At 63.6% G+C, this 25,005-nt stretch carries 22 protein-coding genes; 11 read left to right on the top strand and 11 right to left on the bottom strand.

Going from position 1 to position 25,005, the window contains the following annotated elements:
* The 5 genes from VGN68_RS10130 to VGN68_RS10110 all read left to right on the top strand — a co-directional run.
* A partial coding sequence (locus VGN68_RS10130) for a class I SAM-dependent methyltransferase (RefSeq protein WP_327476326.1) occupies positions 1-998 on the top strand: 998 nt, incomplete at its 5' end.
* Positions 995-1,513, top strand: a complete 519-nt coding sequence (locus tag VGN68_RS10125; protein WP_327476324.1) for a GNAT family N-acetyltransferase — start codon at positions 995-997, stop codon at positions 1,511-1,513. The genes VGN68_RS10130 and VGN68_RS10125, both read left to right, overlap by 4 nt.
* On the top strand, positions 1,510-2,271 hold the full coding sequence (gene pgeF / locus VGN68_RS10120) for a peptidoglycan editing factor PgeF (protein ID WP_327476322.1): 762 nt from the start codon (positions 1,510-1,512) through the stop codon (positions 2,269-2,271). The genes VGN68_RS10125 and pgeF overlap by 4 nt, the downstream gene beginning before the upstream one ends.
* 16 nt (positions 2,272-2,287) lie before the next feature.
* Positions 2,288-3,694 carry a DASS family sodium-coupled anion symporter gene (locus VGN68_RS10115; protein ID WP_327476321.1) on the top strand — a complete coding sequence of 469 codons (1,407 nt, stop codon included), beginning with the start codon at positions 2,288-2,290 and terminating at the stop codon, positions 3,692-3,694.
* 59 nt (positions 3,695-3,753) lie between these two features.
* Complete coding sequence (locus VGN68_RS10110) at positions 3,754-5,079, top strand: cystathionine gamma-synthase family protein (RefSeq protein ID WP_327476319.1); 1,326 nt, start codon at positions 3,754-3,756, stop codon at positions 5,077-5,079.
* A gap of 140 nt (positions 5,080-5,219) precedes the next feature.
* On the opposite strand, the gene VGN68_RS10105 is transcribed toward VGN68_RS10110, so the two are convergent.
* Entirely contained in the window at positions 5,220-5,939 is a 720-nt protein-coding gene (locus tag VGN68_RS10105; protein WP_327476317.1) for an HAD-IB family hydrolase, read from the bottom strand.
* Between the two features lie 89 nt (positions 5,940-6,028).
* On the opposite strand from VGN68_RS10105, the gene VGN68_RS10100 reads away from it, so the two are divergent.
* The 5 genes from VGN68_RS10100 to VGN68_RS10080 all read left to right on the top strand — a co-directional run bounded on the left by VGN68_RS10100 (position 6,029) and on the right by VGN68_RS10080 (position 9,873).
* Positions 6,029-7,135, top strand: a complete 1,107-nt coding sequence (locus VGN68_RS10100) for an ABC transporter permease (RefSeq protein ID WP_327476315.1) — start codon at positions 6,029-6,031, stop codon at positions 7,133-7,135.
* On the top strand, positions 7,135-7,989 hold the full coding sequence (locus tag VGN68_RS10095) for an ABC transporter ATP-binding protein (protein ID WP_327476313.1): 855 nt from the start codon (positions 7,135-7,137) through the stop codon (positions 7,987-7,989). The genes VGN68_RS10100 and VGN68_RS10095 overlap by 1 nt, the downstream gene beginning before the upstream one ends.
* Positions 7,990-7,998: 9 nt before the next feature.
* The gene (locus tag VGN68_RS10090) at positions 7,999-8,940 is read left to right on the top strand and encodes an MlaD family protein (protein WP_327476311.1); all 942 of its coding nucleotides are present in this window, start codon (positions 7,999-8,001) and stop codon (positions 8,938-8,940) included.
* 8 nt (positions 8,941-8,948) lie between these two features.
* Positions 8,949-9,548: an ABC-type transport auxiliary lipoprotein family protein gene (locus tag VGN68_RS10085; protein ID WP_327476309.1), complete on the top strand. Its 600-nt coding sequence runs from the start codon at positions 8,949-8,951 to the stop codon at positions 9,546-9,548.
* Between the two features lie 67 nt (positions 9,549-9,615).
* A complete protein-coding gene (locus VGN68_RS10080) occupies positions 9,616-9,873 on the top strand; it encodes a hypothetical protein (protein ID WP_327476307.1) in 258 nt (85 codons plus the stop codon).
* A 39-nt stretch (positions 9,874-9,912) separates the two neighbouring features.
* On the opposite strand, the gene pepN is transcribed toward VGN68_RS10080, so the two are convergent.
* A complete protein-coding gene (gene pepN / locus VGN68_RS10075; protein ID WP_327476305.1) occupies positions 9,913-12,510 on the bottom strand; it encodes an aminopeptidase N in 2,598 nt (865 codons plus the stop codon).
* 172 nt (positions 12,511-12,682) lie between these two features.
* Between pepN and VGN68_RS10070 the strand changes: the two genes are divergently transcribed.
* A complete protein-coding gene (locus VGN68_RS10070; protein ID WP_327476303.1) occupies positions 12,683-13,504 on the top strand; it encodes an SDR family NAD(P)-dependent oxidoreductase in 822 nt (273 codons plus the stop codon).
* Here the strand turns inward: VGN68_RS10070 and VGN68_RS10065 are convergent.
* The 9 genes from VGN68_RS10065 to VGN68_RS10025 form a co-directional block, all read right to left on the bottom strand.
* Positions 13,476-14,330 (bottom strand): hypothetical protein, encoded by an 855-nt coding sequence (locus VGN68_RS10065; RefSeq protein ID WP_327476301.1) that lies wholly within the window; start codon positions 14,328-14,330, stop codon positions 13,476-13,478. The two genes, VGN68_RS10070 and VGN68_RS10065, sit on opposite strands and share 29 nt — an antisense overlap.
* Positions 14,331-14,404: 74 nt before the next feature.
* Positions 14,405-15,694 carry a DUF445 domain-containing protein gene (locus tag VGN68_RS10060; protein ID WP_414713036.1) on the bottom strand — a complete coding sequence of 430 codons (1,290 nt, stop codon included), beginning with the start codon at positions 15,692-15,694 and terminating at the stop codon, positions 14,405-14,407.
* A gap of 66 nt (positions 15,695-15,760) precedes the next feature.
* Positions 15,761-19,366, bottom strand: coding sequence for an efflux RND transporter permease subunit (locus tag VGN68_RS10055; protein ID WP_327476299.1), 3,606 nt, complete (start codon positions 19,364-19,366; stop codon positions 15,761-15,763).
* 38 nt (positions 19,367-19,404) lie between these two features.
* On the bottom strand, positions 19,405-20,613 hold the full coding sequence (locus VGN68_RS10050; protein ID WP_414713035.1) for an efflux RND transporter periplasmic adaptor subunit: 1,209 nt from the start codon (positions 20,611-20,613) through the stop codon (positions 19,405-19,407).
* Between the two features lie 292 nt (positions 20,614-20,905).
* Entirely contained in the window at positions 20,906-21,175 is a 270-nt protein-coding gene (locus tag VGN68_RS10045) for a GlsB/YeaQ/YmgE family stress response membrane protein (RefSeq protein WP_088441227.1), read from the bottom strand.
* 125 nt (positions 21,176-21,300) lie between these two features.
* Entirely contained in the window at positions 21,301-21,564 is a 264-nt protein-coding gene (locus VGN68_RS10040; RefSeq protein WP_039572182.1) for a GlsB/YeaQ/YmgE family stress response membrane protein, read from the bottom strand.
* 935 nt (positions 21,565-22,499) lie between these two features.
* Complete coding sequence (nadA, locus tag VGN68_RS10035; RefSeq protein WP_327476296.1) at positions 22,500-23,489, bottom strand: quinolinate synthase NadA; 990 nt, start codon at positions 23,487-23,489, stop codon at positions 22,500-22,502.
* A gap of 70 nt (positions 23,490-23,559) precedes the next feature.
* Positions 23,560-24,207, bottom strand: a complete 648-nt coding sequence (locus tag VGN68_RS10030) for a DUF4230 domain-containing protein (RefSeq protein ID WP_327476294.1) — start codon at positions 24,205-24,207, stop codon at positions 23,560-23,562.
* Entirely contained in the window at positions 24,204-25,004 is an 801-nt protein-coding gene (locus VGN68_RS10025; RefSeq protein WP_327476292.1) for a hypothetical protein, read from the bottom strand. Before VGN68_RS10025 ends, VGN68_RS10030 begins: the two co-directional genes overlap by 4 nt.
* Position 25,005 lies beyond the last annotated feature (1 nt).

The raw sequence follows: 25,005 nt of genomic DNA, 5'->3' as shown, positions 1-25,005 counted from the left end.
TGGCCGACTATATGGCCGCCGCGAACGGCCATTATTATGCGACGCGCGACCCGCTGGGCGCCGCGGGCGATTTCACCACCGCGCCCGAAATCAGCCAGATGTTCGGCGAGATGATCGGCGTGTGGATCGCCGACCTGTGGGTGCGCGCGGGGAGCCCGGCCTTTCGCTATGTCGAGCTTGGCCCGGGGCGTGGCACCTTGGCCGCCGATGCGCTTCGGGCGATGGCGCGTTTCCAATGCGTGCCCCAGAACATTCACTTTGTTGAGACCAGCCCCACTTTGCGCGCGGCCCAACTGGCCCGCGTTCCCGCCGCCATCCACCATGACGTCATCGACGATGTCCCCGATGACGGCACGGCGATCATTGTCGCCAATGAGTTTTTCGATGCCCTGCCGGTGCATCAATATATCCGCACCAGGGATGGCTGGCGCGAGCGGATGGTCGAGCGGCAGGGCGCGCGACTGGTCCCGGTGCCGGGGGACGCGCCTGCCGACGACCTGGTCCCCGCCGCGCTACGCAACGCCGACGAAGGCAGCATCGTCGAAACCGCGCCCGTGTCGGCGGCGATCATGCAGCGCTGCGCCTTTCGCCTCGCGCGGCAAGGCGGAGCGATGCTGGTGATCGATTATGGCTATAGCGGCCCGGCGGCGGGCGACACGCTGCAAGCGGTGAAGGCGCATCGCTTCGCCGACCCCTTCGCCGATCCGGGCGAGGTCGATCTGACCACCCATGTCGATTTCACCGCCCTCGCCGTCGCGGCGCGGAACGCCGGAACCGCGGTCAGCCCGCTTGCGACCCAGGGCGACTGGTTGCAGCGTCTGGGTATCGATGCGCGGCTGCAATCGCTCGCGGCGGCGGCGGCCGACCGCGTCATCGAACTGCGAAGCCAGCGCGACCGGCTTGTTGCCACGGACGCCATGGGCGAATTGTTCAAGGTCATGGCCATCTCCGCTCCGGGCTGGCCCATCCCGGCCGGATTTACAGGAGACAATGCTTGACGACCGTTCATCTCGCGACCCCGGACGATGCGGAGGCGATCGCGACTTTCGCCACCGACTCCTTCACCCGCACCTTCGGTCATATCTACGACCCGGCCGATCTTGCCGCCTTTCTCGCGACCTGGAATCCACCCGAGCGGGTCCGCGCGCAGATCGCGAGCGACGACCATGATATCCGGCTGGTCCGTGACGCCGCCGGCGCGATCCTTGGCTATATCAAGATGGGACCGGTCGATTTCGACCTGCCCGCGGACCAGCCAACGGACGATGCCGTCGAACTCCACCAGCTCTATGTCGCCGAAGCCGCCAAAGGCACCGGCGTTGCCGCGGCGTTGATGGATTGGGGCATCGCCTGGGCGCGGCAGCGCGCGTCGATCCTGTACCTGTCGGTCTTTACCGAAAATCCGCGCGCCCAGGCCTTTTACCGCCGCTACGGTTTCCATGACGTTGGCCGCAACGAATTTCGCGTCGGCAACCATATCGACGAAGACCGCTTCTACAGGCTCGACCTGTGACCGCGCCGTTCGTCACCGCGGCTCCGCTCGCCGACATTCCGCACGGATTTTTCGGCCGCCGCGGCGGCGTATCGACCGGCGAGCTCGCGTCGCTCAATTGCGGTCTTGGCTCGGGTGACGATCCGGCGCTGATTGCCGAAAACCGGCGGCGGGTGGCTGATGCCGTGATGCCCGGAGCGGCACTCACCGGCGTCTATCAGGTCCACGGCAATCGCTGCGTCGTCGTCGATGACACGACCGACCTGGCCGCACGGCCCGAAGCCGACGCGCTCGCGACGCGCACCCCGGGTATCATCCTCGGCATCCTGACCGCGGATTGCGTGCCGGTGCTGTTCGCCGACCACGAAGCGGGCGTGATCGGCGCCGCCCATGCGGGCTGGAAGGGCGCGCTGGCCGGGGTCACCGACGCCACGCTCGCGGCGATGGAAAGCCTTGGCGCCAACCGCGCCAACATTGCCGCCGCGATCGGCCCGTGCATCGCGCGGGCATCCTACGAGGTCGACGATGGATTTGTGCAGCGCTTCACTACCGACGACCCCACCAACGAACGCTTTTTTGCCGCGGCCAAGCCCGGTCACGCGATGTTCGACATCGCCGCCTATGTCGCGGCGCGGCTCGCCGTGGCGGGGGTCGCGCGAATTGCCATCGGCGGGCAGGACACCTATGCCGAGGCAGAGGATTATTTCAGCTATCGCCGCACGTGCCACAAAGGGGAAAATTCCTATGGCCGCCAATTGTCGGTGATCGGCCTGAACTGACACGCTTGGGGGACGGATGACACGCACGCGCCTGTTTGGATTGATCGGCGGCCTGCTGACCTTCATCGTCATGCTTGCCCTCCCTGCCCCTGCGGGCATGGAAACCACCGCCTGGCACGTCGCGGCGATGACGGTGCTGATGGCAATCTGGTGGATGACCGAGGCGCTGCCGCTGACCGTCACCGCGCTGTTCCCGTTCCTGCTCGTGCCCGCCTTCGGGGTGATGGACGCCAATGCGATCGCCAAGGAATATTATTCGCCGATCCTGTTCCTGATCCTGGGCGGCGCCTTTCTGGCGCTCGCCATCGAGCGCGTCGGCCTGCACCGACGCCTCGCGCTCGCCTTGCTCAAACGCGCCGCGCCGACCGCGACCGGACTGCTCTTTGCATTCATGGCGGCCACCGCGCTGCTCAGCATGTTCATTTCAAACACCTCGACCGCCCTGATCATGGTCCCCATCGCGCTGGCGGTCGTCCGCGCGGGTGGCATTCGCGACGGCGAGACCGAGGGCTTTGCCGGTGCGGTGATGATGGGCATCGCCTTTGCGGCATCGATCGGCGGGCTCGGCACGCTGGTCGGCAGCCCGACCAACGCGATCGCCGCCGGGCTGATCGAAAAGGCGCTGGGGCTGCGCATCTCGTTCCTCGACTGGATGCTCTACGGCGTCCCCGTCGTGCTGCTCGCCACCCCTGCGGCGCTTTTCATCATCGCGCGGGTGCAGCGGTTGTCGGCCCATGCGTTCGATGGTCCGGGCGCTGCCGCCGCGCTTGGCAAGCAGGCGATCTGGACGACGGCCGAACGCCGGGTCGTCCCCGTCTTTCTGCTCGTGTTCCTCGCCTGGGTGGCGCAGCCGTGGCTCGAACCCCTGCTGCCCAAAGGGGCATTGACCGACGGCACCATCGCCATCGCAGGCAGCCTGCTGCTATTCGTCCTGCCCGACGGGACTGGACGTCCGCTGCTCGTCTGGAAAGAGGCCGATCGCGCGCCATGGGGCGTCATCATGATGTTCGGCGGCGGCTTGGCGCTCGCGGCGGCGATCACCGCGAGCGGGCTGGCCGCGTGGCTCGGCGCCGTCCTCGCCCCGCTCGGCAGCATCCCGACGATCGCACTCGCCGCGATCATCGTCGCGCTCACCATCCTGATCACCGAATTTGCCAGCAATGTAGCGACCGCCAGCGGCATCATGCCGGTACTCGCGGCGCTGATCGCCGCCACCGGGGTCGATCCGATCCTGCTCGCGCTGCCCGTCGCGATGGCGGCAAGCTGGGGCTTCATGCTGCCATCGGGAACCGGACCCAACGCGCTGGCGTGGGCGACCGATCATATCGCGCTGCCGCGGATGCTGAAGGCGGGGCTGGCGCTCGACATCATCGGGGTGCCGCTGCTGATCGGAGTGATCTGGGCAGTCGCCATGCTGGGGTGACGCGCGGGGCAAAGGACGCTAGTTGCAACGGAAACTAATCTGACCCCAAGGAAATCTTCATGCCCCCAATCGACAACAGCGACCTCACCGGCACCACCCCGCGCCGCAAGCCCAAGCAGGACGTCACCGAAATCGGTGGCCGCGAGCTGTCACCCGCGACGCTGATGATGGGTTACGGCTATGACCCGATGCTGTCCGAAGGCTCGCTCAAGCCGCCGATCTTCCTGACCTCGACCTTCGCCTTCGAAAGCGCCGCGGCCGGCAAGCATCATTTCGAGGGGATCACCGGCAAGCGTCCCGGCGGCGCCGACGGCCTGGTCTATTCGCGCTTCAACGGCCCGAATCAGGAGATACTTGAGGCACGGCTGGGTGTCTGGGAAAAGGCCGAGGATGCCCTCGTGTTCTCGTCGGGCATGTCGGCGATCGCCACCCTGCTCCTCGCCCATGTCAGCATGAACGACGTCATCGTCCATTCGGGGCCGCTCTATGCGGCGACCGAAACGCTGATCGCGCGCATCCTGTCGCGGTTCGGCGCAACCTACGTCGATTTCCCCGCCGAAGCGTCGCGCGAAGAGATGGACGCGATCCTGATCCGCGCGAAGAAGATGGCCGCCGATCAGGGCGGCAAGGTCGCGATGGTCTATCTGGAAAGCCCCGCCAACCCGACCAATGCGCTGGTCGATGTGCAGGCGATGCGCGCCGCGACCGATGCGGCTTTCGCAAAGGGTGCACGGCCGCCGATTGCCATCGACAACACATTCCTTGGCCCGCTGTGGTCGAAGCCGCTGGCGCATGGCGCCGACATCGTGCTTTACAGCCTGACCAAATATGCGGGCGGCCACAGCGATCTGGTCGCAGGCGGCGTGCTGGGCGCAAAACATTGGCTCGGCCCAATCCGCATGATGCGCAACACCATCGGCACGATCTGCGACCCGCATACCGCGTGGATGCTGCTGCGCTCGATGGAAACCGTCGAACTGCGCATGAGCCGCGCCGGAGAAAATGCCGAAAAGGTCTGCGCTTTCCTGCGCGATCATCCCAAGGTCGATGGGCTCGGCTATCTCGGCTTCCTGCCCGAAGGATCGCAGAAGGACATTTTCGACCGCCACTGCACCGGTGCAGGATCGACCTTCTCGTTGTTCATCAAGGGCGGCGAAGCGGAGAGCTTCCGCTTCCTCGACGCGCTCAAGATCGCCAAGCTCGCGGTCAGCTTGGGCGGCACCGAAACGCTGGCCAGCCACCCCGCGGCGATGACGCACCTGTCGGTCCCCGACGCGCGCAAGGCGTTGATGGGGATCACCGATAATCTGGTCCGCATTTCGATCGGGATCGAGGATGCGGATGATTTGATCGCCGATTTCGCGCAAGCGCTGGACGCGGTTTAATTGCCCCCCTCCCGCAAGCGGGAGGGGCTGGGGGTGGGAGCGAGCGTAGCGAGCTTCCGACGTCGCGAATGCCCACCCCGCTGCGACTAACGAACAAGTTCGTAAGTCTCGCTGCCCCTCCCGCAAGCGGGAGGGGATCGCTACCTGCGCGCCCGCCAATCCACAACCGACCACCCCATCTGCGGCGCCAGTTTCTTCAACCCCCGCGACGGCGTCGTCGCGACCGCTTCATCCGCAAAGCGCAGCATCGGATGATCCGACACATGGTCCGAATAGGCGCGGATATGCGCGGCATCGCGGGTGATCGCGTTCGCCGCCATCCAGCCGTCAATTCGCGCGAACTTCGCGTAACCATAACAATTGTCGCCCGACAGGCGCGCATGGATATGGTCGGCACCGTCCGGTTCATCGAGCCGCGTCGCCAGCACATCGTCGATGCCCAGCCGCTTCGCGATCGCGTCGACATACAGATGGAACGACGCCGTGGCCAGCACCAGCCGGTAACCCGCTTTGCGGTCGGCGGCGATCTGTTCGAGCGCGGCGGGGTGCAGTCCGCGCGCCACCACTTTATCGGCATAGCTTTCGGCCAGCGGCGCGATTTCGGCGCGGGCAAAACGCTGGCCGACCAGCAGCCGCAGGTTGATCGCCTTCAGCCGCGAGCGGTCGATCAGCTTGAGCGCATAGGCGGCGCCCGCCAGCCCGACGAGCGGCAACAGCAGCAGCCGCCATTGCTGCCGCCGCCGCGCAACATGCATCAAAAACCCGCTGTAAGTCCCTGATCGGGTTATCGTCCGGTCCATGTCATACATCGCCACGCGGTGCGCATAGTCGGGCGGCGGGGCGATTGGCGGCGTTTCCATCCCCCGATCATAGAAGCGCGCCGCGCCCGGGCCAAGGGGGCGGGATTAACTTGCCGTGGTCGGGCAAATAAGACAATGTCCTCCGCACGATGGTGGCCAGAGCGGATTTCGAACAGAGCGAGGGTGCGGGTGGCACCGATATCCGCTTCACCGGTCGGCTGACGCTGGCCCGGCTCGGCGATTTGCCGACCCGACTCGACGCGCTCGGCCCGATCGCCACGCTCGACCTGTCGGCGCTCGAACGGATCGATACCGTCGGCGCCTGGATCGTGACCCGCACCGTCAAGGAACATGGCGCGAAGGTCACCGGCGCCAGCCCCGAAGCGCAGCGGCTGCTCGATGCGCTGGCCAGCGACAAGAGCGAATATCGTGTCCACCGCGATCGCCGCCCACCGCTGACCCGCATGCTCGAACAGGTCGGCACCGCCAGCGTCGGGGTGTGGAACGAGCTGCTTGGCATCATCGGTTTCTTCGGCGCCATGATCATGGCGCTGGGTACCCAGCTGCGCGCGCGGCGGCGGCTGCGTTGGCATGCGATTGTCACCCGTTTCCAGACCGTCGGCCTCGATGCGCTGCCGATCATCGGCCTGATGACCTTCCTGATCGGGATTGTCGTCGCGCAGCAGGGCGCGGTGCAGCTGCGCCAGTTCGGCCTCGAAGTATTCACCGTCAACCTGGTCGGCCGCGCCTCGATTCGCGAGCTGGGCCTGCTGATGACCGCGATCATGGTCGCGGGTCGTTCGGGATCGGCCTTCGCGGCGCAGATCGGCACGATGAAGCTGACCGAGGAAATCGACGCGATGCGCACGATCGGCGTGTCGCCGATGGAGGCGATCGTGCTGCCGCGCGTTGCCGCCGCGACGATCCTGATGCCGCTGCTCGGCTTTTATGCCAGCATTTGCGCGATCATCGGCGGCGGGGTGTTCTGCTGGATCGGGCTCGACATTCCGCCCGTCACCTATGTCCAGCTCCTGCGCGACATTATCCCGATGACCGATTTCTGGGCGATGCTGATCAAGGCGCCGGTGTTCGGCATATTGATCGGCGTGACCGGCTGTTACGAAGGCATGCAGGTGCGCCAGAATGCCGAGGAAGTGGGCAAACGCACCACCTCGGCCGTCGTCGCGGCGATCTTCCTCGTCATCGTGCTCGACGCGATGTTTGCCGTCTTCTTCTCGTCGATCGGATGGAATTGATGAGCGACGCAATCGACGAACAGGTTGCCGAAGAGCTCGCCGCCGCCGACGCCGTGCGGCCCGAAGAGTTTGAGCATGCGATCTGCATCCGCGGCCTCGTCAATCAATTCGGCGACACCATCATTCACGACCATCTCGACCTCGACGTGCGGTCGGGCGAGATCCTCGGCGTCGTCGGCGGTTCGGGCACCGGCAAATCGGTGCTCATGCGTTCGATCATCGGCTTGCAGACCCCGACGTCGGGCGAGATCGAGGTGTATGGCAAGACGCTCGACACCATCTCCGACGAAGAAGAATCGCGCGATCTCCGCCGCCGCTGGGGCGTGATGTTCCAAGGCGGAGCCTTGTTCTCGACGCTGAGCGTTGCAGAAAATATCCAGGTTCCGCTGCGCGAATTTTATCCACGCACCGACCAGAAATTGCTCGACGAAATCGCCGCCTACAAGGTCGCGATGGTTGGGCTGCCCCCCGATGCGGGGCCGAAATATCCTGCCGAGCTGTCGGGCGGCATGGTCAAGCGCGCGGGCTTGGCGCGCAGCTTGGCGCTCGATCCCGCGCTGCTGTTCCTCGACGAGCCAACCGCGGGGCTCGACCCGATCGGCGCCGCCAAGTTCGACGAGCTGATCCGTGAGCTGGCCGACACCATGGGGCTCACCGTTTTCCTGATCACCCATGATCTCGACTCGCTCTACGCCACCTGCGACCGCGTTGCGGTGCTCGCCGAAAAGAAGGTGATCGCGGTCGGCACCATCCCGGAACTGCTTGCCACCGAGCATCCGTGGATACAGGATTATTTCAACGGACCGCGAGGCCGCGCTGCGGCAAGCGGGAACCAAACCGCGAAGCGGCGATAGGAACAGCTGATGGAAACTCGCTCAAACAACGTCCTCGTCGGCGCTTTTGTCCTGATCTTTACGGCGGCGCTTGCCTTTTTCATCGTGTGGCTGGCCAATGATACCGGCGGCGAGAAGCGCGAATATGATGTGTTCTTCAAGCAATCGGTGGATGGGCTGAACAAGGGGTCGGCGGTGCAATTCTCCGGCGTCCCGTCCGGGCAGGTCCGCGAAATTGCGCTGTGGCCAGAAGATCCCCAATTTGTCCGGGTGCGGATCGAAGTCAACGAAGGCGTCCCGGTGCTGCAAGGCACGACTGCGGCGATCGAGGGCGTCGGCTTTACCGGCGTCTCGCAGATTTCGCTCAACGGCGCCGTCAAGGGCGCGCCGCCGATTACCGACAAGGGACCGGCGGGCAAGCCGGTCATCCCGACCCGCGTCGGCGGGCTGGGCGAACTGCTCAACACCGCGCCGCAATTGCTCCAGCGCCTGTCCACCCTCACCGAACGATTGGCCGAGCTGGCCGACGACGAAAATCAGGCGAGTATGCGCGGCATCTTGAACAATGTCGAAGCCTCGACCGCGATCCTCGCGCGCAACGGCCCCGCCATCGAACGCGCGCTCGCCGACACGCGCATTGCGATCCAGCAGACCGGGGTTGCCGCCGAACAGATCGGCAATCTGGCCGCTGCAACGCAGGGGACGATCGACCGCAACGTCGATCCCGCGATGCGAAACCTGCGCGATACTTTGGCCTCGGCGAACGAATCGATGAAGACGCTGGAAGGCGCGATCGCCGATGCGCGGCCCGGCCTGCAAACCTTCAGCCAGACGACGATCCCCGAAGCCAATGCGCTGATCCGCGACCTGCGCCGCACGTCGGCCTCGCTGTCCAGCCTGACCGACAAGCTCGACCAGCAAGGCGCGGGCGCCGTGCTGGGCGGCAGCAAGCTGCCCGATTACAAGAAATGAGGACGATCATGATCCGCCATCTCCGCACCCCGCTGCTCGTCGCTGTCGCCGCCGTCTCGCTGTCGGCGTGCGTCGGTCTGGGCGGCAAGACGCCTCCCTTCCTGCTGACGCTCGACGCCGCCGCTGCACCATCAGCGGGCGCAGCGCGCACCGCCGCCGACGCCTCGACGCTGACGATCCTGATCCCCACCGCGCCGCAGAAACTGCGCACGACACGCATTCCGGTGCAGCAGGACAATAGCAGCGTCACTTACGTCAAGGACGCGCAATGGGTCGAAGCGCCGCAGCGCCTGTTCCAGCGGCTGGTGTCCGAAACCGTCTCCGCCAGCACCTCGCGCGTCGTGCTCGACGAGGGGCAGTATCTGACCGCGCCGGGCGAACAGCTCGCGGGGCAGCTGATGGAATTCGGCGTCGATGCGCGGACGGGCGAAGCGGTCGTCGTCTATCAGGCGATGCTGGTGTCGGCGGGCGGCAAGACGGTCAGCCAGCGCCGTTTCGAAGCGCGCGAGGCGATCGGCGGCGAGGTCGAGGCCAAGCTGGTCGGCGAAGCGCTGACGCGCGCCGCGAACAAGGTGGCGGGTGAGGTTACGGGGTGGCTGGGGGGGTAGGCTGCAAGGCGCTCAATGGCAGCTAGCGACCAATTGTGGACATATTACTTTCGGCTATGATGGGGTCATGAGTTTCATCGCTCTCGCAGCGGGCGGATTAGCGTTCGCCTCATATTTCATAGGCCTCGCCTTGCTTTGGCGCGCGAAGGCGTATGCGCTGCTGACTTATCTGTTCGCACTACCGGCGCTACATCTGGCCGTCCTTGGATTTTTACCGAACGGTCCGCGGATTATTGCCTCAGCAATCGGTGCGCTTTTGATCGCTGCCCCATTCGCGTTTATGCAGAGGAAAGCGAAGGCCAAGGCCAAAGAGACGGCGCTCTAGCAAACGTCAGCTTCCCACCCCAAAACAGTCACAACGCCTTCACCCCAACAAGCTCTTGCTCGCCTGCTCAGTGACATCGCGCGACAGCCCCGGCTGCGCCAATATCCGCTCCAGCTCGGCACGCATCATCGCGGCGCGCGCGTCGTCGAAGCGTTTCCAGCGGCCGAGCGGGGGAATCATCCGCGCCGATGTTTGCGGGTTTTTCGGGTCGAGTGCGATGACCAGATCGGCGATCAGCCGGTATCCGGCGCCATCGGCCTGATGAAACGCCGCCTGATTGCCCGACAGCGCGCCATAGAGCGAGCGGACGCGGTTGGGGTTCGCCAAGGTGAAGTCGGGGTGCTGCGCCAGCTCCTTCACCGCATCGACGGTATCAGCGCGCAGCGACCACGCCTGCACCTGGAACCATTTGTCGAGCACCAGCGGATTGTCGCGATAGCGCTGGTAAAAGATGTCGAGCGCCGCGACGCGCTCGTCGCTGTCGCCATGCGCCAGCGTCGCCAGCGCCGCCTGCCGTTCGGTCATCCCGTCGGCGTCGGAGAAAATCCGGAACGCGAGCGCAGGCACATTGTCCATCGCCGTCGCCGCCAGATAGGCGAGCGCGACACCGCGCAGGCGGCGGCCGCCCTTGGCCTTGCGCGACAGGTCGGTCGCGGGCGGTGCCTTGCCGGACAGGATCGTGCGCCAATCCTGTTCCAGCGCGGTGCCGATCGCGGCCTGCAACGCCAGCCGTTCGCGGCGGATCGCGTCGGGGTCGACCGTCACCATCTGATCGCCGATAAAGGCTTCGCTGGGCAGCAGCACCGCCTCGGCGACGAATGCCGGATCGCTCGCCGCGCCCGCCAGCGTCTGGCCGATTGCATCGATCACCGCCTGTTGGCCCCGCGCCCCACCCGACACCGCGGCAACCAGCGTGTCGAGCATCAGCTGCTGCAAAGCTTCGTAGCGCGCAAACGGATCGTCGTCGTGCGCGGCAAGCCATGCGAGTTCGCCATCGTCGCGCGCGAAATCCACGATGACTGGCGCCGAAAAGCCGCGGTTGTTCGACAGCATCGGACGGCTGTCCCCAGCGCCCAGCGGCACCGCCATATCGGCACTGTCGAGCAGCACCAATTGCTCCGCCGCAGCGGCGGCACCGTCGCGGTCGAACGCCTTGATCCGCAGCGGGATGACCATCGGCTGCTTGTCGGGCTGGCCCGGAGTCGCGGGGACGGTCTGGGCGAGGTGCAGCGTGCTTTCGCCCGTCGCCGCATCGGTATCGATCCGGGCGGTGACCCGCGGCGTCCCCGCCTGGCTATACCACAGGCGGAATTGGGTCAGGTCGATGCCCGCACCGTCCTCGATCGCGCGGACAAAATCCTCGCACGTCGCGGCCTCGCCGTCGTGGCGATCGAAGTACAGGTCGGTGCCTTTGCGGAACCGTTCCGCCCCGACCATCGTCGCCATCATGCGGATGATCTCGGCGCCCTTGTTATAGATGGTCGCGGTGTAGAAGTTCGATATTTCCTGAAAGCTGTCGGGGCGGATCGGGTGCGCGAGCGGCCCGGCATCCTCAGGGAATTGCGCCGCGCGGAGCAGGCGAACGTCCTCGATCCGCTTGACGGCGGGCGATCCCATGTCGGCCGAAAAACATTGGTCGCGATAGACGGTAAAGCCCTCTTTCAGCGACAGCTGGAACCAGTCGCGGCATGTGACGCGGTTGCCCGACCAATTGTGGAAATACTCGTGTGCGACGACGCCCTCAACCCCGTCATAATCGACATCGGTCGCGGTGTCGGGATCGGCGAGGATGTAGCGGGTGTTGAAGACGTTGAGCCCTTTGTTCTCCATCGCGCCCATGTTGAAATCGCTAACCGCAACGATGTTGAACAGGTCGAGGTCATATTCGCGGCCATAGACGCGCTCGTCCCACGCCATGCTGTCCTTCAGCGCCTGCATCGCGTGGCCGGTGCGATCGAGGTCGCCGTCGCGCACCCAGATGCCCAGCTCCACCTCGCGCCCCGACATCGTCGTGAAGCTGTCGCGGTTGACCACCAGATCGCCCGCGACCAGCGCGAACAGATAGCTCGGCTTCGGCCAGGGATCTTCCCACAGCGCCCAATGATTGCCGCCCGCGCCCTCCCCCTTGGCGATGCAATTGCCGTTCGACAGCAGGATCGGGAACGCCGCCTTGTCGCCCTCCATCCGCACCTTGTAACGGCTCAGCACATCGGGACGGTCGGGGTGAAAGGTGATGCGCCGGAAACCCTCGGCCTCGCATTGGGTGCACAGCATGCCGTTCGAGGCATAGAGCCCCATCAGCTGGGTGTTCGATGCGGGGTGGATCAGCGTGTCGATCTCGACCGTCGCCGCGGTGCGTTCACCCAGATCGACGATCAGGTCGCTGCCGTCCATGCGCCAGTCGTTCCACACCTCGCCATCGACGCGCACCGCCGCTGGGGTCAGCCCGTCGCCGCGCAGGACCAGCGGCTTCGGCGCATCGGCCTGGCGCACGACCGACAATGCCGCGGCGACGCGCGTCGCTTCGACAGCCAGGGCGAAATCGAGCGCGACGTCGGGCACCTGCCAGTCGGGCGGGCGATAATCGCCGCGGTGGATGGTGACGGGGATGGCGGGGGTGGAAGAGGCGTCGGTCATGCGGATTATCTGGCCTTGGACAAACACCGTTCGCCCTGAGCTTGTCGAAGGGCCGTTCTTTTCTTCTGCGGCGCCGAAGGAAGGACGGTGCTTGGACAAGCTCAGCACAAACGGAAAAAAGGATAGTCTATTATCCTAGGCTTGCGGCGCGGGGCGCGCAATAAGGCGGACGATGGGACAGATGCTGATTTTCGGGCTGGGCTATGCCGCGACCCACCTTGCGGCCCGCCTGCGCGCGCGCGGATGGGATGTGGTCGGAACGACACAGGACGGGCGCGAGGGCAGCCTTGCGTTTGGTGACGAGGGCGCCGTGCTCGCAGTTTTGCGGTCGGCGACGCATATATTGTCATCGGTGCCGCCGGTCGCTGGCACTGACCCGGTGCTGGCGCGCTATGGTGATGCACTCGCGCTCGCGCCCGCAACCTGGGTTGGTTACCTGTCCTCGACCGGCGTCTATGGCGACGCGGGCGGCGCGTGGGTCGACGAAAGCGCGCCGATCAAGGGGCGCCGCGCCGACCGCAATGCCGCAGACGCGGCGTGGCAAGCGCTGCGCGGCGATGTCGCGGTCTTCCGCCTCCCTGGCATTTACGGCCCCGGCCGCTCGATCCTCGACCGCATCAGCGAAGGCCGCGCGCATCGGATCGACCTGCCCGATCAGGTCTTCAGCCGCGTCCATGTCGATGACATCGCGGGCGGCGTAATCGCATCCTTCAGGGGACCGGCGGGGGTCTATAACCTCGCCGACGACGAACCTTGCCACCAGAACAGGCTGGTCGAATGGGGCTGTGCGATGCTGGGCGCGCCGCTGCCACCGCTGCAAACGCTCGACGACGCTGGGCTGTCGCCAGCGGCGCGCGCCTTCTATGCCGAGAACCGGCGGGTAGCGAACGGCAAGGCGAAACGGTTGCTGGGCTGGACGCCGCGATATCCAACGTATCGCGAGGGGTTGGCTTTCTCATTCAGCGTCAAATTGGATCCACTCCAAAAACGATAAGCGATTTTAGTCTGCCGTTGGCCGATACGTATTTTCTAACTCGCAGCCGGACCAGACCGGCGTCGCGTCCAGATTTAGAAGCGTTCTCCCGAAGACTATTGGCTAAATCCAGTATCATTCGCCCCTCTCTGCGGTCTGCAGAAATCTCAAATGGGATGGGGCGCTGATCTTCTAGGCTAAAAACTCGACCCTTAAAGGTGTTGAGATTGAACGATGAAACTATTCCATCCAACTCAAAAACGCCGTCCTCAAGCTTGCTCGTCGCGATATAATCATACGTCAGAATAGATAGTTCAGGCCCGATCGGCTCCTTCTTCCCGTAGTCGTCTGATCCGACAATGCTTGCAGATGTAGCTGATTTTGAAGCGACAAACGGGCGGTGCATATCGGCGACGCTGGACTCAGTTTTCTCAATCAGACTATCCATTTTTTCCGCAGTTATTCTATTTTTCTCTAAATGCTTGTCCTGCGATGCCATTAGCGTCTCATCGAAGTCGACCGGAAATCCGAGAGTTGACCTGACAACATAATCATAGGCCGAGAATAGCAGATGCCCCGGAACGGTATCTTTTGAGGCAGTAGAAACCGTCCACAAGCCTGCAATGACAACCGCGGTAACCTTCCAACTGCCGGGCTCCGGCGTCGAAGATATAATACTCGCGCCTTTTAGCGCCGGTGCCTGCGTAATAATCTCACCGTTTAGGATGAGGTGCGTCGTTAATGCTAATGACCGTTGAAATCCGGCCAGTGCTCTAGATGCATCATACATATCAAGCACGTTATTGTCGGCTAGTGCTCCGACATACGACAGCGTGAAGTTTACCATAGCAAGCCACTCCCCCGAGCTTGGCTACTATAAGCTAGCTAAACTAACAATGATCGACTGGTTTGTCGGGCTTTCTAAATCAACACATCCACCGTGTGGATCAACACGCCGACCAAGCCACCAACCAGCGTCCCGTTGATCCGGATATATTGCAGGTCGTCGCCCACCGCGCTTTCCAGCCGGTCAGAGATCGTCTTGGCATCCCAGCCGCGGATCGTGTCGGACACCAGTTTCAGCGCGGTTTCGCCATAGCTGTCGACCATGCCGACGACGGCGCGGCGCGCGTAGCGGTTGAGCGTGCGCTTGATATGGGCATCCTCGCCCAGCATCGCGCCAAATTGCGTCACCAGCTCGCCGATCCGGCCCGCCAGCATGGTGTCGGGATTCCGCGCCGCCTTGAGTAGCGCGCCGCGGCCCTGTTCCCACAAGCCGTCAAGCCAGCGCTTGACTGCCTTGTTTTCGAGCAACTCGTCGCGGACGTTGGCGACCTTGGCCTGCACCGCGGCATCATGTTGCAGGTCGAGCGCCATCTTGGCCAGCCCTTCCTCGACGCGGATGCGCAGCGGGTGGGTTTCGTCGACCGCCATTTCACTGAGCAGCTTCGACAGCCCGGCGACGATGCGCTTGGAAATGCTTTCGTCCAGCCCAGTGAAACGCACAATGGCGTTCGAATTATCGTGCACCATCTGGTGGATCAGATGCTCGTTGAGTTCGAGCGTCTTCGACCCCCATTTGACCATCGCATCCAGCAACGGCTGGTGCCGTCCTTCGGCCAGCGCGGCCTGCAACGCCTGCCCCAGTAGCGGAGCGACATCCAGCTCGCGCAGGCGATCGGCAATCGCCGATTTGACCATCCCGCCAAGGCGCTGTTGATCCAGCGCGCCCAGCGCATCGGCGATAATCCGCGAGGCGCCAAGCTTCAGCCGTCCGCCGCCTTCTGCCGGCTGCGACAAAAACGCCCCCACCGCGCCCGCGACATCCAGCGTCTGCATCTTGCGGGCGATCAGGCGCGGCAACAGGAAATTAGTGAGCAGGAAGCGCGCCAGCGTGTCGCCGATACGGTTCTTGTTGCGCGGCACGATCGCGGTGTGTGGGATCGGCAACCCCATCGGGTGGCGGAACAGCGCGGTGACCGCGAACCAGTCGGCCAGCCCGCCCACCATCGCCGCCTCGGCAAAGGCGCGGACAAAGCCCACCGCGGGATGGACATCCTGATAAAATTTGGCGGTGACGAACACCAGCGCCATCGCCACCAGCATACCGGTGGCGACGACACGGATGTTCAAACCGCCGGTCGGAACGGCAACGCCCACCCGCAGGGGGTGGGCGCTTCCGGTTTCATCCGGGGTCGAAATTTTGTCCATCATCCGCCTAAAATGGCGAAGCGCCGCAAAAGTTGCAACCAACGCAGCACATTCGGCCGCGCCCGATCACTCGGCCGGCTGCGGCGCAGGCACACCATGTGGTTTGGTGTCGTCGCCCTCCTCATAGGTGAGCAGATTGCGCGAGAAGAAGCGGCCGAGCCGCTTTTCGATACTGTCGGCCAGACTGAAGCCAGCCGGAACAATCAGCAGCGTCAGCAACGTCGACAGGATCAGGCCGCCGATCACGACAACGCCCATCGGGGCGCGCCACGCGCCGTCGCCCGACAGCGACAATGCGGTGGGCACCATGCCCGCGACCATGGCGACCGTGGTCATGACGATCGGCTGCGCACGCTTGCGCCCGGCATCGAGCAAAGCCTCCATCTTGCCGACGCCATGGTCCATTTCCTCGATTGCAAAATCGACAAGCAGGATCGAGTTTTTGGCCACGATGCCAAGCAGCATGAGCAAGCCGATATAGACCGGCATCGAAATTTCCATTCCGGCAATCGCTAGGCCGAGCAGGCCGCCAAGCGGCGCGAGCAGCAGCGACGACATATTGACCAGCGGCGACAGGAAGCGGCGATAGAGCAGGACCAGCGTCGCAAAGACGAGAAGCAACCCCGACACCACTGCGATGATGAAGTTGTTGATCAGTTCGGCCTGCCACTTGGCATCGCCCTGCACCACCCTGCGGATACCCTGCGGCATATTCTTGACCGCGGGCAGTGCGTCGATCTTTTTCTGCGCTTCGCCGGTGACCAGCCCCGGGGCCAAGTCGGCACCGATCACGATGCGCCGCGTTTGGTTATAGCGGCGCAATTCGGTCGGCCCGGCGCCGAACCCGATCTCGGCCACCGACTTCAGCGGGACGGTGCCGCCGCGCGAGGTCGGCACCGGCAGATTTTCGATCGTCGCCAGACTACGACGCGAATCTTCAGAGAGCAGCACCCGGATCGGGATCTGACGGTCGGACAGCGAGAATTTCGCCGCATTCTGATCGATATCGCCCAAGGTCGCGATGCGGATCGTCTGGCTGAGCGCCGCGGTGGTCACGCCAAGTTCGGCGGCGAGGTCCATGCGCGGATTGACGATGATTTCGGGACGCGGAATGTCGCCTTCGATGCGCGGCGCGCGCAATTCCTTTACCCCGCCCATCTGGGTGACGATGGTGCGCGCATGCTTTTCCAGCGCGACCGGATCGTCGCCACCGATGACCATCGTGATGTCGCGGCCCGAAAAGCCGCCCGATTGGCTTTGGAACGACACCCGCGCGTCGGGGATCGCCGCCAGTTTCGGTTGCAGGTTGCGTTCCCAATCGACGCTGCTGATCTCGCGCTCTTTCTTGAGCGTGATGAAACCATTGCCGCCGCCGACATTGACGTCGTAAAATGCGGTTTGAACCTCGGGGCTGTTGTCGAGGATATCCCCAATCTGCCGCACGATATTCTCGCTTTGCGCCAGCGTCGAGCCCGGCGGCAATTCGTAGCGCACCTGGCTGTAATCGCTGTTCGTCGTCGGCTGGAACTGTTGCGGCAGCACCATGAACAGGCCGATGCTGGACAGGAAAGCGAACAGCCCGATACCGACGATCCACACGCGATGGTCGTGCAGGCGCGCATGGGCGCGCTGGGCCATAAAGTGGGCCCAGAGACTGAAGCGCCAATTATGCGCGCCGAATAGCCGCCCAAAAAGCCACGCCAGCACGCCCAACGCAGCGGCGGGTATCATAACGGTCGCCCAAGCCTTCAAAACGGCTTCCGTCGATGCCAGCATTCCGATCAGCCAAAGCAGCGCGCATATTACCGCGACGCCGAAGCCAGCCCAAGCATAGGCCTTCAGGATCGCAGTCGGCTCTTCGCGGTTGGTCCAGACGACCAGCGCACCGAAAATAACGAGAACCAAACTTGTCACGAGAAACGCGGTGATCGCGGCAAGTGGCGTCAGAATAAGGAAATGGACCGCCGGGTTCGGACCATCCTGCCCAGCCGGAACCGGCTGAAAATAGCCGAAGATCATAAAGATGAGCGCAGCTGCAGCCAAAATGAACGGAACAATGAAGTACATCAACCGCGTCGAAACGACTTCATAGCCCGCCTTCTTCGCCTGCTGCTTCCGGCTGTCGAGCGTCCACGCCAGCAGCCGCTCATAGCGATCGACCCACGGCCCCGCCGCATGTTCCTGTTCGCCCTGCGCCGACAGGAAATAGGCGGCAATCATCGGGGTGATCATGCGCGCGACGGCCAGACTGACGAGAACGGCAAAGACGACCGTCATCCCGAACTGGACAAAGAACTGCCCCGAAATGCCGGGCATCAGCGCCACCGGCAGGAACACGGCGACGATCGACATCGTTGTCGCGACGACCGCCAGACCGATCTCGTCGGCGGCGTCGATCGACGCCTGATAGGCAGTCTTGCCCATGCGCATGTGCCGGACGATATTTTCGATCTCGACGATCGCATCGTCGACGAGCACCCCCGCAACCAGGCTGAGCGCGAGCAACGACAGGCTGTTCAGCGAAAAGCCCATCAGGTCCATGAACCAAAAGGTCGGAATCGCCGACAACGGGATCGCGAGCGCGGATATTAAGGTCGCGCGCCAGTCGCGCAGGAACAGGAACACGACGAAAACCGCCAGCACGGCGCCCTCGCCCATCGCGAGCATCGAGCTGCGATATTGTTCCTTGGTATATTCGGTGCGGGTGAACAGGATTTTGAAATCGACCTTGGGATTGGCCTTCTTGATCTCCTCAAGCTTCTTCATCGTCTCGTCATGGACCGACACGTCCGATGCGCCCTTGGCCTTTTCGATCGAAAAGCTGAGCACCTGGCGGCCCTTGATCTTCGCCAGGTTGCGCTGTTCGGCATAGCCATCGGTGACCTTCGCGACGTCGGACAGGCGCACGGTGCGGCCATTGCCGATCGACAGGCGCGTGTCGCCCAGTTCGAACGCATTGGCTGCGTTGCCGAGCACGCGCACGGCCTGTTCGGACCCGGCGATTTCGGTGCGACCGCCCGCGGCGTTGACATTGGTCTGGCGCAGCTGCTGGTTCACCTGACTGGCGGTCAGGCCATAGCTTTGCATGCGCGCGGGATCGAGGATGACGCGGATCTCGCGATCGACGCCGCCCGAACGGCGCACCTGACTCATCCCCGGGATCGACAGCAGCTCTTTTGCGACGCTGTTATCGACATACCATGACAGCTGTTCCAGCGTCATGTCCGATGCCTCGACGGCAAAATAGGTGATCGGGCCGCCGGCAATATCGACGCGCACGACCTGCGGCTCCAATATGCCATCGGGCAGGTCGCTGCGGATCTGCTGAACGGCCTGATTGACGTCGTTGTAAGCGCGGTCGATCGGGGTACCAATCGCAAACTGGACGAATGTGCGGCTGTTCCCTTCCCCCACATAAGATGACATCTCGTCAACGCCACTGACGCCGCGGATCGCGGCCTCGACGCGCTGGGTGACCTGTGTTTCCAGCTCCGACGGCGCCGCGCCCGGCTGCGAGACGATCACCTGCACCGCGGGAAATTCGACGTCAGGCTGATCGTTGACGTCCATCCGGTTGAAACTGACGATCCCCGCCAACAGTAACAGCACGAACATGACGATCGGCGGCACCGGATTGCGGATGCACCAGGCGGAAATGTTGCGAAAGCTCATGATTCAAACGCCTTTTGCGCGCACGCGATCGGGGAGGATTATTGCGACGATTTCTGAACCACCGGCTTCACCTTGTCGCCGACATTCAGAAACGCACCGGCCAGCACGACCACCCGTTCGGTGCCGGTCAGGCCCGACGCGATGGACACGCCGCTATCGGTAACGGTGCCAACCTTGACCGCGCGGCGCTGGATGGTGTTCTTGTTATCGACGAGTAGCACATAATTGCCTTCGGCGCCGCTTTGCACCGCGCTTTCGGGGAGCAATGGCGCCTCTTCGGTACCCGACACCAGCCGCGCGTCGGCAAAGCCACCGGGGCGAAGCGCCGCGCTATATGGCACCGCGATGCGGACCATGCCTTGGCGCGTGTTGGGATCGATCACCGGCGAAACCTGCCACACTTGTCCGTCGATATTCAGATTGCTGCCGACCGGGGTGATCGTGGCGCGGGTGCCGACCCGGACGCGTTGCAGATCGGCTTCGGCCATCTGCGCCATCAATTCCATCTCGCCGCCGCGCGCCATGCGAAACAAGACGCCGCTGCCGGCGCTGACGATCTGACCCGTTTCGACCTGCCGCGTCAGCACCAGCCCCGCCGCGGGAGCGACGATATTGAGGCGGCCGTTGCGCGCCTGCGCCTCGGCATATTGCGCCTGTGCCACGCGGACGCGCGCATTGGCAGCATCACGGGTTGCGCGCTTGCGGTCCATGTCCGCTTTCGAAATAAAGCCGCGGGCGACCAGCGCATCGGCGCGGGTCAGTTCGGCCTGCGCCAGATCGGCATCGGCCTGCGCAACGCGGATCGAGGCGGCAAGGCTGGCGGCCTGCTGAGTCTGAACCGCGCGATCGATGATCGCGAGCGGCTGCCCGGCACCGACCCATTGGCCGGGCTCGACCAGCACGCGAACGACCTGCCCGCCTTCGCCAGCGACGCCAACCGGCATTTCGCGGCGGGCGGCGATCGTGCCGTTGGTCGAGATCGTCGCCTGGACCGACTGGCGGCCGGGGATCATCACGGTGATGCTGGGCACCGCCGCCGCACCTTCGCCGCTCGCTACACCGCCAGCGCCCGCGGCGCCGTCTTTGCTCGAACTGAACGCGTACCACGCCGCTGCCAGTGCCAGTGCGATCAGCACCAATGCGATGATCAGCCGCGTCCGCTTGCGGCGGCTGTCTGCCTCGTCATAATAGCTATGGGTCGAACCCGCGAGGCTGTCCATCACATCCACTTTCCGCTCGTAATTCACGCCTATTCCTCCCTGCCTCCAGCGGCATCCGATGCAGCGAGCACGACAGCGCTCCGCCCCCTCAGGCCCGCACGACAGGACCGAAATCCCGCATGAGGTGTGTTACCCAATTAAATCACCATATGCAAGAGGCCAATCTTTGCCTCTCTGCCTGCGCCCCGGGGCGCGGGTCATAAGCGGATATGATCGCGATTTCCAGTGGTTGCAGCCATGAAAAAGGGCGGCGCGCCTGACGGCGAGCCACCCTTTGATCCGGTCGGCCCCGAGGGACCGCTGCCGGTTATCTAGCGCGTCAGCGAACGCGACCGCGCCGTACCAGATTGACGATAGCGAGCAGCACGACCGCGCCGATAAAGGCGGTCAGCAGGGTCATCGGGTCAAAGGCGTTACCGCGCAGGTGACCGCCACCGAGGAACTGACCGAACAGAAAACGGCCCAGGATCGATCCGATACAGCCGACGATGATGTTCAGGAAAATGCCCTGCTGCGCATCGGTGCGCATCACGATGCTGGCCAGCCAGCCGATGACGCCGCCCATGATGATTGCGATAATGAAATCCATGATATTGACCCCCTACGATCAGAGATGGTGCCCGCCGAGGCGGGCAGAGCATTGGTAACCCAGATATTCCAGAACGCCTAGCAGAATGGCAGCGGTGCCATTGGCACCGCCGCCATTCGCTGTTTTTAACGTACGCTGCCGCGGCGGATCAGGTTGATGATACCAAGCAGCACCACCGCACCGATGAACGCCCACAACAGACCGATCGGGCTGAAGGTATCGAGGCTGGCGCCCATGCCGAAAAAGCTGCCGAGGAAGTTGCCGAGAAACGCCCCGACAATGCCGACGACGACATTCAATATGATCCCCTGCTGCGCGTCGGTGCGCATGACGATGCTCGCCAGCCAGCCGATGATACCGCCAACGATCAAAGTGATGATCAAGCCCATGATTTTTCCCTTCCTGAACCGCCGGGCAAACGCAGATACCCGGCTGAAATAAAACGTCCGGTCGCGCCCAGACATCGTTTCAACGATGCCGACATAATGCGGAGAGGAAGCGAAAGGTTCCCGGCCGGCCCCAAAGAGCACGGCCGGGAAAGTGGGATCAGTTCCAGATCGAAGAACTGCTCCGGGTCGCAATCACGGCTATAAGCAGCCGCGTTTGACGGCGATGTGACGATCGTCACATGGGCGAAAATAAATGTCGAAAACCGTTGTGGCGCGGGTTGGCCACGGGGCGCGCGGCGCCCAAACGAAATGGGGGCCGACATCGCTGCCAACCCCCACTATCCGGTCCTGCTCCACATCCGCCGCCTCACGTCATCCCGGTCTGCTTCTCTTGCGATCAGCAGCCCGCAAAACGATGCGTTGCGGCACATGCCGGAACAATCCGGCGACGGTTTGGTCGGCCCCCTTTCGGGGGCCGGCCGCACCTGGAAAGCCCTTCATCATCTCTTCCTGCGTCCGCCGAAGCGGTCGCTGTCCAAGCGATGGACTGCATTTCCTGTACCCGATCGGGTTCGCATCAACTCGTGGGAATCGCTACGTTCCGTGACCAGGCTATCGGTCGATTTCCTCGTAAGTCCGATCCGTTCTCTTCTGGCTAGTCTTGCAACTACCCTTGATGTCCCGGCGGTCTTTCGTCTCTGTCGTCCGATGATTTGAAGCTGACATGAAGCGTTCCGGGCGCCAACCGAAAAACGCCCAACTGCCCTGCCCAAGCGTCAGTCGCTGTGGATAAGTCCGGCATTAGCAACATGCGGATTCGGTGCAGCATTTTTGTAACAATGGTGCAGCATTTTCGGAGCCCGATTTGCAGCTAGCGAGGACGGGGCGTTGCCCGACTCGGGGTGGCTAGTCGGAAATCCGACTCACCTTCTGGGTCACGCCCGTCCCAAATCACCCTTCCCGATCGTCCCCGATGCCATTTCCAGCATGCGGTCGAGGCTCTTGCGCGCCGCCAGTCGCAAGCCTTCTTCCATCTCGATCTGCGGTTTCAGGTCGCGCAGCGCGAGGTAGAGCTTTTCCATCGTGTTGAGCGCCATGTACGGGCAGATGTTGCAGTTGCAGTTGCCGTCGGCGCCCGGCGCCCCGATGAAGGTCTTTTCGGGGATCGCCAGTTCCATCTGGTGGATGATGTGCGGCTCGGTCGCGACAATCAGCGTGTCGCCCGGAAAGCTCTTGGCGAATTGCAGGATGCCGCTGGTCGACCCGACATAATCGGCATGGTCGACGATGTGCGGCGGACATTCGGGGTGCGCCGCGACCGGCGCGCCGGGGTGCTGTGCCTTAAGCTTGATCAGCTCGGTTTCGCTGAACGCCTCGTGGACGATGCACACGCCCGGCCACAGCAGCATCTCGCGGCCAAACTTGCGGTTGAGATAACCGCCAAGGTGGCGGTCGGGGCCAAAGATGATCGGCTGGTTTTCGGGAATCTGGCTGATGATCGTCTCGGCGCTCGACGAGGTGACAATGATGTCGCTCAATGCCTTCACCGCGGCCGAGCAGTTGATGTAGGTCAGCGCGATATGGTCGGGGTGCTTTTCGCGGAAACGTTTGAACTGTTCCGGCGGACAGCTGTCCTCTAGGCTGCACCCGGCATCCATGTCGGGCAGGATGACGATCTTTTCCGGGCTCAGTATCTTCGCGGTCTCGGCCATGAACTTCACACCGCAGAACGCGATGACGTCCGCGTCGGTGTCCGCCGCCTTGCGCGACAGCTCGAGCGAATCGCCGACGAAATCGGCCAGATCCTGAATCTCGGGCTTTTGGTAATAATGCGCCAGGATCACCGCGTTGCGGTCTTTGCGGAGGCGCTCGATTTCAGCGCGGAGGTCGAGGCCCGAGAGATTCTCGCGGATGGGAGCAGTCATCGTTCGTCCTTGTCATGCAGGAGATTGCGCCCCTCCTACACGCGGCCACCCCTGGGAGCAATTCGGCGATTCAGCTTTCAGGCGTGTTGGCAAAGCGCGCGGTCACCTTCGCATCGATCCCCGCAGCCTTGAGCGGCATGGCAAAGCTTTGTTCGACGGCGTTGCGCGCTGCACCCTGCGCCAGCCGCATCGGGGTCGCCCCCTTTGCCTGCTTGATCAGCTCGTCCTGCGCTGCCTTCTGGTTGGCGGCGTCGAGCGAGGCTTCGGCGTCGGTCAAGGTCAACAGGATCGTGCCATCGCGAAACTCGCTGATCGCATTGAGGTCGATTTCAGGCCCGGCCAGGCGCAGCGGCGGCAGGGTGACGGTCAAGGCATTGGTGGCGGCATCCCATTCGAGATCGGACTGCTTGAGCTTGCCCAGATCGACCTCATACCGCACCGTTCCGGGCATGATCAGCGTCTTCTTCGCGCTCAACCCCATCCGGCTCTGCGTGGAGGTCACCACCGCGACATAGCGCGCGGTGAACGGCACGAGGACATTCTGTTCCTGCAAACCCTGCAAGCTCGCGGCGACGACGGTTTCGGGATCATAGCCCTTTTGCCAGTCGCGCCACGCCGACACCGCCCACCAGACGGCGAGCAACAGCATTGCGGCAGCAGCGAGCAGGATCAGGCGCGAAAGAAGGCGCGGGGCGGACGAGGAGGGATTCGTGGTCATGGGGTTGTATAGCTCGAACAATCGGGCGCGGGGCGATCCATTTCATAACGACCCGTCGCAGGATTGTGGCGCAGCACGCGTTCGTAGCTGCATTCGGCATCCTTCCAATGGGCAAGGTCGCCGATCTTGAGCTTCTGGCCGCTATTGTCCTCACCCCGACGCGACGTCTGCGGATAGGCGGTGGCAAAGCTGCGATAGGTGAGTGACGGCAATTCGCCGCCGTCGTTGGGGCCCGGTTTCAGCACCGCCTTATACTCATATTCGTCGTGACAGGCGTCGAGCCTGTCCTTCGCATCCTGCTCCGAAAAACAGGCGCGGATCATCAGCGAGCTGTTCCAAACCACATCGAGCACTTCGCCGCTCAGTGCTATCGCGTGCGGCGCCATGCCAAAGCGTAGCAGGTGCAGCCGACTGCCCGTGCCGCCGCCGCCCGAATACATCGCGCGCTGTTCACCAATCACCCCGACCAGCATCTCCAGCCCTGGTTGGCCATCGGCTTCATCGCCGCTGCGCACCCAAACCGCCTGTGGCCATAGCCGCAATGTCTGCGGCTCGCCCGCGATGACGGGAAGCGGCAGCACGGTCTTTTCAGCGTCGCCTGAGCCGGGAAAGGATATGACCAAATTGGCTGGCAGCCCCTCCGCGTCAGCCTCACCAGGCAGCGCGAAACATATTTGCCCGTCGGGCAGGCAATGCGCGCCGTCCTCTTTCGCGACCAGCTCCACAATATGCGGAGTTGACGCAGGCGCGGCGTCGGCGGCGGGCTGCGCCGCGGCAAGCAGGATCGTCAAGATCATG

The organism is Sphingopyxis sp. (assembly GCF_035998965.1).
Taxonomy (GTDB): domain Bacteria; phylum Pseudomonadota; class Alphaproteobacteria; order Sphingomonadales; family Sphingomonadaceae; genus Sphingopyxis.
The sequence above is the reverse complement of the archived record's forward strand: the minus strand, read 5'-3'. Positions and strand labels throughout refer to the sequence as shown.

Coding starts and splice junctions, on each gene's coding strand:
- VGN68_RS10025 (WP_327476292.1), bottom strand. CDS start 25,004: ATGATCTTGACGATCCTGCTTGCCGCGGCGCAGCCCGCCGCCGACGCC.
- VGN68_RS10030 (WP_327476294.1), bottom strand. CDS start 24,207: ATGACCACGAATCCCTCCTCGTCCGCCCCGCGCCTTCTTTCGCGCCTG.
- VGN68_RS10070 (WP_327476303.1), top strand. CDS start 12,683: ATGGGACAGATGCTGATTTTCGGGCTGGGCTATGCCGCGACCCACCTT.
- VGN68_RS10080 (WP_327476307.1), top strand. CDS start 9,616: ATGAGTTTCATCGCTCTCGCAGCGGGCGGATTAGCGTTCGCCTCATAT.
- VGN68_RS10065 (WP_327476301.1), bottom strand. CDS start 14,330: ATGGTAAACTTCACGCTGTCGTATGTCGGAGCACTAGCCGACAATAAC.
- VGN68_RS10100 (WP_327476315.1), top strand. CDS start 6,029: ATGGTGGCCAGAGCGGATTTCGAACAGAGCGAGGGTGCGGGTGGCACC.
- VGN68_RS10115 (WP_327476321.1), top strand. CDS start 2,288: ATGACACGCACGCGCCTGTTTGGATTGATCGGCGGCCTGCTGACCTTC.
- VGN68_RS10090 (WP_327476311.1), top strand. CDS start 7,999: ATGGAAACTCGCTCAAACAACGTCCTCGTCGGCGCTTTTGTCCTGATC.
- pepN (WP_327476305.1), bottom strand. CDS start 12,510: ATGACCGACGCCTCTTCCACCCCCGCCATCCCCGTCACCATCCACCGC.
- VGN68_RS10110 (WP_327476319.1), top strand. CDS start 3,754: ATGCCCCCAATCGACAACAGCGACCTCACCGGCACCACCCCGCGCCGC.
- VGN68_RS10105 (WP_327476317.1), bottom strand. CDS start 5,939: ATGGAAACGCCGCCAATCGCCCCGCCGCCCGACTATGCGCACCGCGTG.
- VGN68_RS10095 (WP_327476313.1), top strand. CDS start 7,135: ATGAGCGACGCAATCGACGAACAGGTTGCCGAAGAGCTCGCCGCCGCC.
- VGN68_RS10040 (WP_039572182.1), bottom strand. CDS start 21,564: ATGGGCTTGATCATCACTTTGATCGTTGGCGGTATCATCGGCTGGCTG.
- VGN68_RS10085 (WP_327476309.1), top strand. CDS start 8,949: ATGATCCGCCATCTCCGCACCCCGCTGCTCGTCGCTGTCGCCGCCGTC.
- VGN68_RS10045 (WP_088441227.1), bottom strand. CDS start 21,175: ATGGATTTCATTATCGCAATCATCATGGGCGGCGTCATCGGCTGGCTG.
- nadA (WP_327476296.1), bottom strand. CDS start 23,489: ATGACTGCTCCCATCCGCGAGAATCTCTCGGGCCTCGACCTCCGCGCT.
- VGN68_RS10055 (WP_327476299.1), bottom strand. CDS start 19,366: ATGAGCTTTCGCAACATTTCCGCCTGGTGCATCCGCAATCCGGTGCCG.
- VGN68_RS10060 (WP_414713036.1), bottom strand. CDS start 15,694: ATGGACAAAATTTCGACCCCGGATGAAACCGGAAGCGCCCACCCCCTG.